At 49.6% G+C, this 12,904-nt stretch carries 13 protein-coding genes; 3 read left to right on the top strand and 10 right to left on the bottom strand.

The window, feature by feature from the left end; translation table 11 throughout:
* Positions 1–54: 54 nt before the first annotated feature.
* Complete coding sequence (gene serA, locus K0H59_RS17220; RefSeq protein ID WP_011718210.1) at positions 55–1,284, bottom strand: phosphoglycerate dehydrogenase; 1,230 nt, start codon at positions 1,282–1,284, stop codon at positions 55–57.
* A gap of 155 nt (positions 1,285–1,439) precedes the next feature.
* On the opposite strand from serA, the gene K0H59_RS17215 reads away from it, so the two are divergent.
* Positions 1,440–2,048 (top strand): DUF2238 domain-containing protein, encoded by a 609-nt coding sequence (locus tag K0H59_RS17215; RefSeq protein ID WP_011718209.1) that lies wholly within the window; start codon positions 1,440–1,442, stop codon positions 2,046–2,048.
* 341 nt (positions 2,049–2,389) lie between these two features.
* On the opposite strand, the gene K0H59_RS17210 is transcribed toward K0H59_RS17215, so the two are convergent.
* The 8 genes from K0H59_RS17210 to sfsA all read right to left on the bottom strand — a co-directional run bounded on the left by K0H59_RS17210 (position 2,390) and on the right by sfsA (position 9,390).
* Positions 2,390–2,902: a DUF4124 domain-containing protein gene (locus K0H59_RS17210; protein WP_220053816.1), complete on the bottom strand. Its 513-nt coding sequence runs from the start codon at positions 2,900–2,902 to the stop codon at positions 2,390–2,392.
* A gap of 291 nt (positions 2,903–3,193) precedes the next feature.
* A complete protein-coding gene (gene panC / locus K0H59_RS17205; protein WP_220053815.1) occupies positions 3,194–4,039 on the bottom strand; it encodes a pantoate--beta-alanine ligase in 846 nt (281 codons plus the stop codon).
* 76 nt (positions 4,040–4,115) lie between these two features.
* Complete coding sequence (panB, locus tag K0H59_RS17200; RefSeq protein WP_011718202.1) at positions 4,116–4,910, bottom strand: 3-methyl-2-oxobutanoate hydroxymethyltransferase; 795 nt, start codon at positions 4,908–4,910, stop codon at positions 4,116–4,118.
* A 56-nt stretch (positions 4,911–4,966) separates the two neighbouring features.
* Complete coding sequence (gene folK / locus K0H59_RS17195; protein WP_220053814.1) at positions 4,967–5,455, bottom strand: 2-amino-4-hydroxy-6-hydroxymethyldihydropteridine diphosphokinase; 489 nt, start codon at positions 5,453–5,455, stop codon at positions 4,967–4,969.
* Complete coding sequence (locus K0H59_RS17190) at positions 5,455–6,762, bottom strand: polynucleotide adenylyltransferase PcnB (RefSeq protein ID WP_011718200.1); 1,308 nt, start codon at positions 6,760–6,762, stop codon at positions 5,455–5,457. Before K0H59_RS17190 ends, folK begins: the two co-directional genes overlap by 1 nt.
* Positions 6,763–7,044: 282 nt before the next feature.
* On the bottom strand, positions 7,045–7,941 hold the full coding sequence (gluQRS, locus tag K0H59_RS17185) for a tRNA glutamyl-Q(34) synthetase GluQRS (RefSeq protein WP_220055626.1): 897 nt from the start codon (positions 7,939–7,941) through the stop codon (positions 7,045–7,047).
* 138 nt (positions 7,942–8,079) lie between these two features.
* Positions 8,080–8,523, bottom strand: coding sequence for an RNA polymerase-binding protein DksA (gene dksA, locus K0H59_RS17180; RefSeq protein WP_011718198.1), 444 nt, complete (start codon positions 8,521–8,523; stop codon positions 8,080–8,082).
* 162 nt (positions 8,524–8,685) lie between these two features.
* Positions 8,686–9,390 (bottom strand): DNA/RNA nuclease SfsA, encoded by a 705-nt coding sequence (gene sfsA / locus K0H59_RS17175; protein WP_220053813.1) that lies wholly within the window; start codon positions 9,388–9,390, stop codon positions 8,686–8,688.
* A gap of 231 nt (positions 9,391–9,621) precedes the next feature.
* On the opposite strand from sfsA, the gene pepB reads away from it, so the two are divergent.
* Positions 9,622–10,914, top strand: coding sequence for an aminopeptidase PepB (gene pepB / locus K0H59_RS17170; protein WP_011718196.1), 1,293 nt, complete (start codon positions 9,622–9,624; stop codon positions 10,912–10,914).
* 162 nt (positions 10,915–11,076) lie between these two features.
* Entirely contained in the window at positions 11,077–11,589 is a 513-nt protein-coding gene (locus K0H59_RS17165; RefSeq protein ID WP_220055625.1) for a GNAT family N-acetyltransferase, read from the top strand.
* A 349-nt stretch (positions 11,590–11,938) separates the two neighbouring features.
* Here K0H59_RS17165 and K0H59_RS17160 read toward each other — a convergent pair whose 3' ends face one another.
* Positions 11,939–12,826 carry a phosphoribulokinase gene (locus tag K0H59_RS17160; protein ID WP_011621530.1) on the bottom strand — a complete coding sequence of 296 codons (888 nt, stop codon included), beginning with the start codon at positions 12,824–12,826 and terminating at the stop codon, positions 11,939–11,941.
* Positions 12,827–12,904: the final 78 nt, after the last annotated feature.

The raw sequence follows: 12,904 nt of genomic DNA, 5'->3' as shown, positions 1-12,904 counted from the left end.
ATCTTGAATGAAATGTGCGCCTTATAAATTCACTCAAGCTGAGTGCTTAAGGCATTAGAACAATACGCGGGTGCGCAGTGTGCCTTCAATGGCCTTAAGTTCAACCAGTGCCTCTTCGGCTTGGTGAGTATCGACTTCCATCACCACATAACCGATTTCTGCAGTGGTTTGCAGGTACTGAGCGGCAATGTTGATGCCTTTTTCAGAGAAGGCTTTGTTGATTTTGATTAGCACGCCAGGACGGTTTTGGTGAATGTGCAGTAAGCGCGAAATGCCTTTGTGCATTGGCAGCGACACTTCAGGGAAGTTAACCGCAGATACGGTCGAACCGTTGTCAGAGTATTTAGCTAACTTACCGGCAACTTCGATACCGATGTTTTCCTGGGCTTCGGCAGTACTGCCACCCACGTGCGGAGTCAGCAGCACGTTATCTAAACCACGTAATGGGCTGATAAATTCATCATCATTCGATTGTGGCTCGACGGGGAATACGTCGATGGCCGCACCCGCAAGGTGACGCTCTTTAAGGGCGACCGTTAGGGCATCGATATCGACCACAGTACCGCGTGAGGCGTTAATAAATATGCTGCCTTTACGCATGGCGGCAAATTCGGCGGTGCTGATCATATCTTTGGTTTGCGCCGTCTCAGGGACGTGCAAACTGATCACATCGGACTGTGCCAGTAACTGTTCCATCGAATGGATTTGCTGGGCATTGCCTAATGGCAGTTTGTCTTCGATATCGAAAAACACCACGCGCATGCCTAAGGTTTCAGCTAGGATACCGAGCTGTGTACCGATGTGGCCATAACCTATCACACCTAAGGTTTTGCCACGGACTTCGTAACTGCCAGCGGCCGTCTTCATCCAGCCACCACGGTGAGCGATAGCATTACGTTCAGGGATACCGCGCATCAGCATGATGATTTCGCCTAATACCAGTTCAGCCACGCTGCGAGTATTAGAGAATGGTGCGTTAAATACTGGGATACCGAGCAATTCGGCGGTCGCCAGATCCACTTGGTTAGTACCGATGCAGAAACAACCAATCGCAATCAGTTTTTCGGCACGCTTCAATACCTCAGCCGTTAATTGGGTACGGGAACGAATACCAACAAAGTGAGCATCTTTGATGGACTCGAGCAGGGCTTCATCACCTAAGGAGGCTTTGTGATACTCGATATTGGTGTATCCAGCACGTTCAAATACATCGACCGCAGATTGGTGGACGCCTTCCAACAACAGGATCTTGATCTTATCCTTGTCCAGCGAATGTTTCGCCATGATATGGGTACCCTCTAATTAATTGAAATAGTTCTGTGTGATATGCTGACAACCTTGGCCTTCCAAAGTAGCACTTTTTTTGCTCACTGTGGAGGGCTAGATGGCTAAAGTTAATATTCTAGAATTAGAACAATATCGCATAAGAGGAAGGAACATTGAATAACAAAATCATTTGGTGCGGTATTTACCTCTCAGTTTTAATATGGTCGGCGATAAAACCCGCAGATCCATTCACTTGGTGGCTCGAAGCCTTGCCAGCATTAGTGGCCGTGCCCTTGCTCTTTTTTACCCGCAAGCGTTTTCCGCTGACGCCCTTAGTGTATTTTTTGGTGCTAGTGCATTGCTGTGTGTTGTTTGTTGGCGCGCACTATACCTATGCCGAAGTGCCACTGTTCGACACGATTGCCCAGTGGATGGGGACCGAGCGTAACAACTACGACAAGGTCGGGCATTTTGCCCAAGGTTTTATTCCGGCCATGTTAGCCCGTGAGATTATGCTACGTAATCAAGCCGTTAAACCTGGAGCCTGGTGTGCCTTTCTCGTCACCTGCTTTGTGTTGGCCTTCAGCGCCTTCTACGAACTGATTGAATGGTGGGTGGCCGCCGCGACGGGCGAAGGCGCTGAGGCCTTCTTAGGTACTCAAGGTTATGTGTGGGATACCCAATCGGATATGTTTTTAGCCTTGATAGGGGCCATTGTCGCACTAATCAGTTTGTCCCGTGTTCAGGATAAACAAATCGCAAAACTAATCGGCCAAGCTTAGGCCCAAACACTTACCGAAAAATCCCCTCTAAGGCTTCCTTAGTGGGGATTTTTTATTTTTTAGGTGATCATATTAAGGCTAAGTCGATTTATCAACGCTATTTAGTGGTATTCATTGAGGCTACAGAGCTGAAAACTCAGATTGTCGGCATACTTCTGCGGTTGATTTAGAGAGAAGAGGGCAATTTTGTTGGGTTGCTCATAAAAGAGTCGTGTGCACGATAGAAGTATCTCACTCTTTATTTGCCATTTTCAGTCGGTTTATATCAAGCTAAGTGTCATTTTTAGGTGGGAAACGGCTATAGGATGCTTTTTGTTCTCTAAACTCGAAAGCTAAGGTTTTTATTTCACTTCATCTGGCTCGGTTTCGGCGGAAATTTGTGTTTTCCGGTCGGATAACTGCTGTATCGCCTGAGTGTTATTCGAGGTTAAGCCATTAAAATGATCGTTAATTTTATTGAGTTGGCTGATGTATTCAGGATCATCTTTTTCTTTATGTTGCCAGTAACGTTGGCGTTCTAATTTTTGCAACTCGCTGGTTCTTAGGATTTCGAAATAGCTGTTTTCCTGTTTTAGGCGGTACAGCTCGGCATCGAGCAATTGCAGCAGTTTTTCCTTAGAAATTGTTTGGCTATTGAGCAAGGCTTGCAGCGGGTCGACAGGCGTTTCTCGCTTGTCTGAATCGGTTTCAGTGGTGATGCCAAGCTGATACTCAATCTTATGTTGGCTATAATCCTGTGGGCAGGCAGTTTGGCTAAAGACGATCTTATCGTCCTTGCGACATTTATAGACGGTATTTGCAAGCGCAGTCGTAGGGAGTAGCACGCAAATAAGAGTCACTATGAGTCTTGCCATTCGACGACAGATCCTTTGTGTACGCAATAATGAATAACGTTACTGTATTGGTGCAATGCCAGATTGTGATTGGCGCTTGCGTCCTTGTTAAACTCTAGCAGTTATCAGATTAAGAGGCTGGAATACTTGTTACTCATAGTTAACAACCGTGAATACTATGGCGTAACTTGAAGAATAAAACCAGTTTTTTGACGATGGAATTTTTTTGACGCTCAATAGATTGAGGCGAGTTTACACAGAGCTGCACAAACAAAAAAGGAGCCTAAGCTCCTTTTTCTTGCGCTAAAACGCTTAGCGGTCGAAGCGCAGGTTATCGATAAGACGCGCCTTACCTAAGTAAGCGGCGGCCAAAATCACCAGTGCTTGGTCCGTAGTTTCCGCATTGGCCAGGGTAGTGGCATGGCGAACTTCTAAATAATCTGGGGTAAAGCCTGCGGCGATAAGGCTCGCTTTGGCTTCCGCGGTGACTTGTTCGATGCTCACGCCTTGCTTAATGCCTTGTGCCATGGCATCGATAGCTTTTTTCAGCGCCGGCGCCGCGGCTTTTTCTTCCGCCGTCAGGTAGCCATTGCGTGAACTCATGGCTAAGCCTGAGGCTTCACGAATGGTATCCACACCGATAATTTCAATCGGCAGTGACAAGTCTTCAACCATAGTGCGGATCACTAAGAGTTGTTGATAATCCTTGTTGCCAAAGAACGCCACATCGGGCTGCACTATGTTGAACAGTTTGCAGACTACAGTCGCAACGCCACGGAAATGACCAGGACGACTGGCACCGCAGAGTACATCGGAAATTCCCGGTACTTCAACATAGGTTTGCTGCGCCAAGCCTTTTGGATAAATAACCGCAGGCGTTGGGGTAAATAGCAGCTCGGCACCCGCGGCCGTCAGCGCTTGGCTGTCGGCCTCTAAGGTACGCGGGTAGGCATCGAGATCTTCGTTCTGCCCGAACTGCATGGGATTAACGAAGATTGATACGACTACATGGTCGCATTTCTTCGCTGCTTCTTTCACTAAGGTGATGTGTCCCTGATGGAGATTGCCCATGGTAGGCACAAAGGCGACGGTCTCGCCCTTGGCATGCCATGCCCGCACTTGAGTACGAATATCATCGATATGGGCGCTAGTGATCATTAACTCTTACCTTGCAAAAACTTGAAATAGTCGTCTGTGTGCTTAGCACTATTTAGCTCAATGAGTGCTAGCACGCTTAGTTGAACGTGTGATCAGCACTTGGGAAGCTGCCATTGGCCACTTCTTCAATATAAGCGCGTACTGCCGAGCGGATTTCACCCGTTTGCTTAAGGTAGTTCTTTGAAAAACGTGGGATATAACCACTCGAAATACCGAGCACGTCGTGCATTACTAGGATCTGACCATCTGTCGTGGCACCGGCGCCGATGCCGATCACTGGGATAGTTAATGCTTGAGTGATGGCGGTGGCAAGTGATGCCGGAATACATTCAACTACTAACAGCTGTGCGCCAGCGGCTTCTAAGGCCTTGGCTTCATCGAGAATGCGCTGGGCATTTTCAGCATCGCGGCCTTGTACTTTAAAGCCACCAAAAACGTGTACCGATTGCGGGGTGAGGCCCAAGTGGGCGCAGACAGGAATACCGCGTTCGGTCAGTTTAGTCACGGTTTCGAGTAACCAGTGACCGCCTTCCAGCTTGACCATATTGGCACCCGCCTGCATGAGTGCAGTGGCGTTTTCCATGGCTTGTTCTGGCGTGGCATAACTCATAAATGGCATGTCGGCGATCAGCAGTGAGCGCTCGATACCGCGACGCACACAACGAGTGTGATAGGCGATTTCGGCTGTCGTGACGGGCAGGGTATCATCGTGGCCTTGCAGAACCATTCCCAAAGAATCGCCGACCAGTAGCACATCGATGCCTTCGCCGTCGAACGCACTGGCAAAGCTGGCATCATAGGCTGTCAGAGCGGTGAATTTTCTACCTTCCTGTTTGTATTTCAACAGGGTTGAGCTAGTAACTTTAGACATATGGGTGATCTTCAAACCAAATAGAAGTGGTGTTATAAGCTAACTGGGGGCTGACTTCAATGATCATTGCCCAGTAGTTGTAACTCGGCCAAGAATTTTTCACTGATAAGGCTGCGTAGCGGCGTTTTACAAGGTAACACCAGATCCGGTGCTATGGCCGCCAAGGGCACTAGCACAAAACTACGCTCCTTCATGCCGTAGTGTGGCACTTTGAGTCTGGGCTCATCGATAATGGCATCGCCATATAAGAGTAAGTCGAGATCTAAGGTTCTTGGGCCCCAACGTTCTTTACGAACACGGCCCTGAGTGTTTTCAATCTCTTGCAGTGCATCCAACAGGTCGATGGGCGCCAGAGAGGTCTCAAAGCTGGCAACGGCATTGATATAGTCGGGTTGCACTACGTCCCCCATGGGGGCGGAGCCGTAATAGGGCGATACCTTGAGGCTTTGATTTTCAGCCAAGGCGGACAAGGCCGCAACGGCATTGTCCAGCTGAGCTTTAGGATCTTCAAGATTAGCCCCGAGGGCGACAAAAACCTGAGTCATTATTCGGCGGCTTTGGCTTTCGCGGCACTCGGGCGACGGCGACGGCGCTGTGGTGAATTGCGGTTACGGTTACCCGCCGCTTTGTTACCACTGCGGGCGATATTCAAACGCTCGGTCTCATCCGCTTCAACAAACTGTTGCCACCAAGCGGCACTCTTGGCGACATTGCCACCTTCGACTTCGCCTCGCAGTAACAGCAAGTCGTAGGCCGCTCTAAATTTAGGGTGCTCTAGCAGTTTAAAGGCGCGAGTGCCTTGGCTGCGATCGAAACGTAATTGCAATTGCCAGATGTCTTTGGCAGGCGTGCTAAACCGACGCGGAATGCTGATGGTTTGGCATTGCTGCTCAATCACATCACCCATGGCGGCAAAAAACGCATCGTATAAAGTCAGGCCGCTCTCGACCGCGATATCTTCGGCGCGTTGGCGCAATGGATACCAGAGGATCGCCGCATAGAAGAAGGACGGGGTGACAGGCTTATCTTCGTTCACGCGCGCATCCGTGCTCTTCATGATGGCTTGCACCATCTTCATCGCAGGGCCTTTAGGCGCATCTTTTAATTGGGCATCGACTTGCGGGAAGAGCGGCGCGAACAGCTTATATTCCTGCATCATCTCAAAGTTGGCCATGGCTTTGCCTGCGAAGAAAAGTTTGAGCACTTCTTCATACATGCGGGCGGCCGGAATGTCCTTAAGCAGTGGCGCTAACTGTTTGATAGGTTTAGCGGTCACTTCTTCAATCGCCATGCTGAGCTTAGTGGCAAAACGCACAGCCCTGAGCATACGCACTGGATCTTCACGGTAACGGGTTTCGGGATCGCCAATCAGCCTTAAGGTGCCGGCTTTAAGATCTTCCATACCGCCGCCATAGCTGCGGATAGAGTAGTCGCTGATATCGTAATAAAGGGCGTTGACGGTAAAATCGCGGCGCTCTGCGTCTTCATCGATTTCGCCATACACGTTATCCCTGAGCAAACGCCCTTCGGCATTGGCTTTGGAAATCTTTTCATTGCTGTCGCCGTGGTGACCACGGAAGGTGGCAACTTCAATCACATCGCGGCCAAATACAATATGGGCGAGGCGGAAGCGGCGTCCGACTACGCGGCAATTGCGAAACAGCTTTTTAATTTCTTCCGGCGTTGCATTGGTAACCACGTCGAAGTCTTTCGGTTCGAGTCCGAGGAGTAAATCCCGTACGCCCCCACCGACTAAATAGGCCTGAAAACCTGATTTATTCAATCGGTATAATACTTTAAGTGCGTTTTCGCTGATCTGCTTACGGGAAATCGAATGCGCATCCCGAGGCACGAGCGATAAGCTTAAGCCGCCTGAAGTGAGTTCTGGCGTTTGGGGTTCAATCTGAGCTGGAGTCGGAGCGGTCGTTTTAGGCGCGTCTTCAAATAGCTGCTTGCAGAATTGGCTGATACGGCGAAAAATGGGACACCTCGGAATGTATCTGTTATGTGATTAAAAATCTGGCGGCTATGATATACCAATTGCGCACCGATGGGTATATCGCGATTTTTGAGCTATGCCACGACTTAGCACAGCTAAAACGATGCTTTTTGGCCGCAACTCGCCCCACGGGGATTAAGGCGCTATCAAGATTTCCCGCTGCTTCGGAATGGCCGACAGTTGAAACTGCGCCACCGCTTGGGCCAGCATTTGCGGCGCCGCTGTCGGCTCCACCGGCGCTTGGCCTAAAAAGGCGAGGGCGGCATTAAGGCTTGCCTGCGGATGCTGTTTGTCGATAGCCTGCGCATGGTTTTGTTTCGACAGCTTAAATCCCGGCGTCAAGCAGGCCAAGGGTAAATGCAACCACTGCGGCGCGCTTAGGCCAAAGGTTTGATACAGGCTTAATTGGCGACAACTGGCTTCGATTAAATCATAGCCCCGTACCACTTCGGTAATGCCTTGATAGGCATCATCCAGCACCACAGCGAGTTGATAGGCGTACAGGCCATCGCTGCGTTTGATAATAAAATCTTCGGCGGCAAAGGCATGGTCCACTACGACTTTTCCCATCAGGTTATCGCTAAATTCGGCTACTTGTTGTCGATTGACAATGCGAATTGCGCCCGATTGATGCGGCGTGGCTAACTGATGGCAGCGTCCATCGTAAATCCCGCCCATGGCTTGGATCTGTTTACGACTGCACTGGCAAAAGTAGGCGTTATCTTCGGCGAGTAACTCGTCGAGCTTGGCTTGATAGGCCTCGGTGCGGGCACTCTGGTACAGCACAGTGTCATCCCATTCGAAACCGTAGGCCTCTAAGGTTCGTAAAATATCATCGGCTGCGCCCGGGACTTCCCTCGGAGGATCAATATCTTCAACGCGAATTAACCACTTTCCCCCCAATGAGCGTGCCCGCAGATAACTGCCAAGGGCGGCGATCAGTGAGCCAAAGTGCAGCGCGCCCGAGGGCGAAGGGGCAAAACGGCCAACATAGGGATGTAAAGCGGGAGTGGTGGAAGAGTGAGTCGCCATCATAGAAATGTGCAGGAATAACCAGTCAAAGTGGCTGTATTTTAGAGGGATACAAATAAAAAAGCGAAGTGAAACGAAGGATGTTCATGCAAGACGCACAAACAAGTAGGCGGGGAAATCCCCGCCCGAGATGGCCGATTAACCCGCCATTTGCTTCTCTTTGATCTCTGCAAGCGTTTTACAGTCGATACATTGATCGGCCGTTGGACGCGCTTCGAGACGGCGAATACCAATTTCGATACCGCAGGTTTCACAGAAGCCAAAATCGTCTTCTTCGATTTTTTGCAGGGTTTTCTCGATCTTCTTGATCAGTTTACGTTCTCTGTCACGGGCACGCAGTTCGAGACTGAACTCTTCTTCTTGCGCTGCACGGTCTACAGGATCAGGAAAGTTTGCTGCTTCGTCCTGCATGTGACTCAGAGTACGGTCGACTTCCTCACGCAACTGATTGCGCCAAGCTTCAAGAATGATCTTGAAGTGACCCAGTTGCTTAGCGTTCATATACTCCTCACCCGGCTTTTCCTGGTAGGGACTTACACCTGCGATAGCGAGTACGCCAAGTTTTTTGGTGCCTTCAGGCATAACGCATCTCCTGTCATCATTTGCGTTGTAGGGCGTCCTTAAGAACGGCCGCTATCTATATCAGAATCTTCACATTGAGGCAAATTTTTCATTTCACCTTGGCAGAATTTTTTGATTGCCTTCGCTAATTGAAATGAAAATGCATTTTACTGAATCTTAACATCATACTCGGACTGGACAAGCGTGGGCTAGATGTATCTCACTCGCAGAAATCTCACAGCGATAAGCTAAGACTTCTACTCCCGATAAAACAGCCTTTTTCAACAGGTTAGCATATTCAGGGTCGATATGCGCCGCGGGGGCCACGCTGTGAATGTCTGTGTGTTGCACCACAAATAGCAAGACGGCTCTGTGACCAAGGTTGGCCATGTGCATTAATTCCCGCAGATGTTTTTGGCCGCGAAGACTCACTGCATCGGGGAAATAACCTTGGCCATCCTCAAGCAAAGTACAACTTTTGACTTCAATATAGCAGGCGGGTTTTTGAGCAGCCTCAAGCAAGATATCGATGCGGCTATTTTCATCGCCGTACTTCACTTCGCGACTTAAGCTGTCGTAGCCTGCGAGTTCGGTGATGACACCTTTATTAAGCGCCTCCTCGACTAGGGCGTTGGCATTGCCCGAATGAATGCCAATAAGGCCGCCCGTTGGCGTGGTCATTAACTCCCATGTATGGGCATATTTACGTTTAGGATTATTAGACGTCGAAAACCACACGGTTTCACCGGGGAACAGGCAGTTACGCATTGAGCCGGTATTGGGGCAATGCAGGGTGATTTCAGTGCCGTCTTCGAGTTGAACATCGGCGAGAAAACGTTTGTAGCGCTGGAGCAATTTTCCCGATTTCAGTGCTGGACTAAAGTGCATGCTATAACCTGTAGCGAGGTGATTTGGGCGCCCAAGACTAACAAATTTCGCAAATGTTTACAGATTTTACCTCGGTAACTTAGGCCGATGGCTTTCAGTCCTTGCCTGCTAGCAGTAAACTGCCGCCAACCCCGTTGTACTTTGTATACCCCAAAAGCCTGAGGATGCAGGAGCTCTCACCTCAGCTTGCATGGGTATAAGCGCAAGAACAAATTAAAATAAGGACCCCTCATGAGTGAACTTAAAGTGACTGAAGTGATGAGAGTTGAGTTAACCAAAGATACCCCAGCTGCCCATTGGGGCAAAGCCGATGTGACCTTCAATGCCGAAGGCGCATTAGTCCACTTAGGTGGCGGTGATGAGTTGCGCCAAATTCAAATGGCGGCGCGTAAGTTACGTAATCAAGGGATCAGCACGGTTGCCTTAGCGGGCGCTCTTTGGGATCTGAATAGCCAATGGGTCTTCGCCCAAGGTTTTGCTACCGCTAAACCCGGCTATAAGATCCAATGGTGCGGCGATGACGCTGTACAAGCCGAATTACAACGTCGCTTAGAAGTGGCGACATTTGCCCGTCAACTGATCAACGACACCCCTGAAAATCTGTCGCCAGTGAAATTGGCGCAGCAAGCAGCCAAATGGTTAGCCGATATCGGTGGTGCTAAGGTGAGCTACCGTATTATTGAAGGTGAAGCATTATTAGAAGAGCAGTGGATTGGGATCCATGCCGTAGGCCGTGGCAGTGAGCGTCCACCAGCGATGTTAGAGCTAGACTTTAACCCGCTGTCAGCCGATGCCCCAGTATCTGTTGCCTTAGTCGGTAAAGGGATTACCTTCGACTCAGGTGGTTACAGCATTAAAGCCTCTGAAGGCATGCTGGGTATGAAGTGCGATATGGGCGGCGCCGCCACTGTGACCGCCGCTTTAGGTTTAGCGATTAAATCGGGTCTGAACAAACGCGTTAAGTTATTCCTCTGCTGCGCTGAAAACCTGATCAGCGGCCGTGCCTATAAGCTGGGTGATATCCTCACCTACAAAAATGGCGTGACAGTTGAAGTGGTAAACACCGATGCTGAAGGGCGCTTAGTGCTAGCCGATGGTCTGCAAGCGGCTTCTGCGACGGGCGCTCCTTTTATTATCGATGCGGCAACCTTAACTGGCGCTGCTGTGATGGCGGTGGGCTCTAACTACAACGCTATTTTCTCGCCACAGACTGAAGTGTTACAACTTGCGCAGCAAAAAGCCTCGACTGTGGCTGAGCGTGTATGGCCATTGCCATTGGATCCTTGGCACAAAGACATGTGTCCATCGGCCTATGCTGACACGGCAAACAGCCGCCCTGTAAAAGGCGGTGGTGCTGGTGGCGCTTCGAATGCTGCGGGCTTCCTGTGGCGTTTCGTTTCACCAGAAGCCAAATGGTTACACGTGGATTTAGCGGCGGCCTTCGAAGATTCGGCTTCTGCACTATGGGGCGCTGGCGCGACCACCCATGGCGTGCTGACCATCAGTGAGCTGATTAAAGGCTAAGTTTGCGAGTAACGCTTCTTATTGTATGAAAACCGCCTTCGGGCGGTTTTTTATTGCATAAAATTAAAGGGTGGGCAGTATGAGTGTTTATATGTTTATTTTATGATTCAGCGTATTAGCGGTTGGCTATGGCCATGGCTTGGGCAATTTATCGGGATGACTATGCTAAGGATACGTAAAGCGACGCAATTAGATGCTAAGGCCTGCTGGGATATCCGCAATGCGGCGATTAATAAAGGCTGCGCCGGATTTTATGCTCAAGATGACTTACAGATTTGGACCCAGGGCGAATTGACTGAATCTTTTCGTCGTATGGTGGGCGCACATTTTTATGTGGCTGAAATCCTCAATGAAACAACCCAAGAACCGACTGTGGTGGGTACCATCATGCTGGATGAACCCTATGCTCAAGTCGAGGCGCTGTTTGTCTCCCCCGAGGCGATGGGCTTAGGTGTTGGCAGGTCGTTACTGCAATTTATTGAAACAAAAGCCTTTAATCTAGGCCTTGCCCAATTGCGATTAGAGTCGACTTTAAATGCGGTCGAGTTTTATCGCCGCTGCGGCTTCGGCGGTGAAGGCCTAGAGGAAGACGCCGTCTATTGCTCACCCCGTGGCATCGCCTTGGATTGTCGGGTGATGTATAAAAACATAGGGCGCTTAGCTGCTCGCCGTTAGCCGAGCACAAGGAAAATCTGGGCTGAATAGCTTCGAAGGATTATTGAAGTTGAATTAACTGCTAAGGCTTAACGCAAGATGGGGTTGCTGGTATACCCAAGAAGGTAACAAACAGATCAAGCATGGATGTGGAATTAACTTCTAGAACTTGTTTGGAGGGGTTGCTGACATACTCAAGGGAATCAACAGATCAAGATGGGGGAATTAACTCCCAAGAGTATGCCAACTATCGTTCTTTCGCCTGAAATCCCGATGCCAATAAGATTAACTTCAATGGCTTAAATCAAGCTTAATCTATTGCTCAAAAAGGCTTTATTTCATTAGCCTTTAGTCAAACGTTCACTCTATCTCAGTTCGCCTGCGGGCTATTCAGCTGCTGGCGTTTTTCCATTAAATCTTTAATCAGTGGTGTGAGGATCAGCTCCATGGCGAGTGACATTTTGCCGCCCGGCACCACTAAGGTGTTGACCCGCGACATAAAGGAGCCTTGGATCATGCTCAAATAATAGGGGAAGTCGACGTTGTTGATACCGCGAAAACGGATCACCACAAAGCTTTCATCTAGGCTTGGAATATCTTTGGCGCTAAAGGGGTTAGAGGTATCGACCGTCGGTACCCGTTGGAAGTTGATATGGGTTCGGGAAAACTGCGGCGTCATATGCTTAATGTAATCGTCCATGCTGCGCACAATTGAGCCCATGACTTTTTCGCGGCTATGGCCTCGCTCCGAGGTGTCACGGATGATCTTTTGGATCCACTCTAAGTTGACGATAGGCACCATGCCGATCAGCAAATCCACATGCTGGGCCACGTTGGCATCGCCCGTGACTACGCCGCCATGTAAGCCTTCGTAATACAACATATCGGTGTTTTCAGGCAGTGGACGCCATTGGGTGAAGGTGCCTGGCATTTGGTTGAAGGGCACAGCTTCATCGAAGGTATGTAAATAGCTGCGGGTTTCGCCTTGGCCTGTGGCGCCGTAATCGCGAAAGCATTGCTCTAGGCGGGCAAAGTTGTTGGCCTCGGGGCCAAAGTAACTCAGGTTGCGATTCTCAGCCTGGGATTTACGGATCATCACTTCCATCTCTGCACGGGTAAAGTGATGAAAACTATCGCCTTCTACAAAGGCTGCGTTGATCCCGAGTTGGCGAAAGATATGACTAAAGGCAGTAGTAGTAGTGGTGGTTCCTGCGCCGGATGAGCCTGTAACTGCAATAATCGGATGTTTTGCTGACATTTTTTCTACCTAGCTAGGAACCTAAAGAGCCGCTCATTGGGAGCGATAAACCGTATAAGCTATTTATACGGCACAGGG

The organism is Shewanella sp. FJAT-51649 (assembly GCF_019457435.1).
Taxonomy (GTDB): Bacteria; Pseudomonadota; Gammaproteobacteria; order Enterobacterales; family Shewanellaceae; genus Shewanella; species Shewanella mangrovisoli.
Note: the sequence above shows the minus strand (reverse complement) of the source record. Positions and strands in the feature narration are given on the sequence as shown.

What these genes read in the sequence shown, in the direction of transcription:
- gluQRS (WP_220055626.1), bottom strand. Translation starts at nt 7,941, where the DNA reads ATGGCGACTCACTCTTCCACCACTCCCGCTTTACATCCCTATGTTGGC.
- K0H59_RS17165 (WP_220055625.1), top strand. Translation starts at nt 11,077, where the DNA reads ATGCTAAGGATACGTAAAGCGACGCAATTAGATGCTAAGGCCTGCTGG.
- folK (WP_220053814.1), bottom strand. Translation starts at nt 5,455, where the DNA reads ATGACTCAGGTTTTTGTCGCCCTCGGGGCTAATCTTGAAGATCCTAAA.
- K0H59_RS17160 (WP_011621530.1), bottom strand. Translation starts at nt 12,826, where the DNA reads ATGTCAGCAAAACATCCGATTATTGCAGTTACAGGCTCATCCGGCGCA.
- sfsA (WP_220053813.1), bottom strand. Translation starts at nt 9,390, where the DNA reads ATGCACTTTAGTCCAGCACTGAAATCGGGAAAATTGCTCCAGCGCTAC.
- K0H59_RS17210 (WP_220053816.1), bottom strand. Translation starts at nt 2,902, where the DNA reads ATGGCAAGACTCATAGTGACTCTTATTTGCGTGCTACTCCCTACGACT.
- pepB (WP_011718196.1), top strand. Translation starts at nt 9,622, where the DNA reads ATGAGTGAACTTAAAGTGACTGAAGTGATGAGAGTTGAGTTAACCAAA.
- panB (WP_011718202.1), bottom strand. Translation starts at nt 4,910, where the DNA reads ATGTCTAAAGTTACTAGCTCAACCCTGTTGAAATACAAACAGGAAGGT.
- serA (WP_011718210.1), bottom strand. Translation starts at nt 1,284, where the DNA reads ATGGCGAAACATTCGCTGGACAAGGATAAGATCAAGATCCTGTTGTTG.
- panC (WP_220053815.1), bottom strand. Translation starts at nt 4,039, where the DNA reads ATGATCACTAGCGCCCATATCGATGATATTCGTACTCAAGTGCGGGCA.
- dksA (WP_011718198.1), bottom strand. Translation starts at nt 8,523, where the DNA reads ATGCCTGAAGGCACCAAAAAACTTGGCGTACTCGCTATCGCAGGTGTA.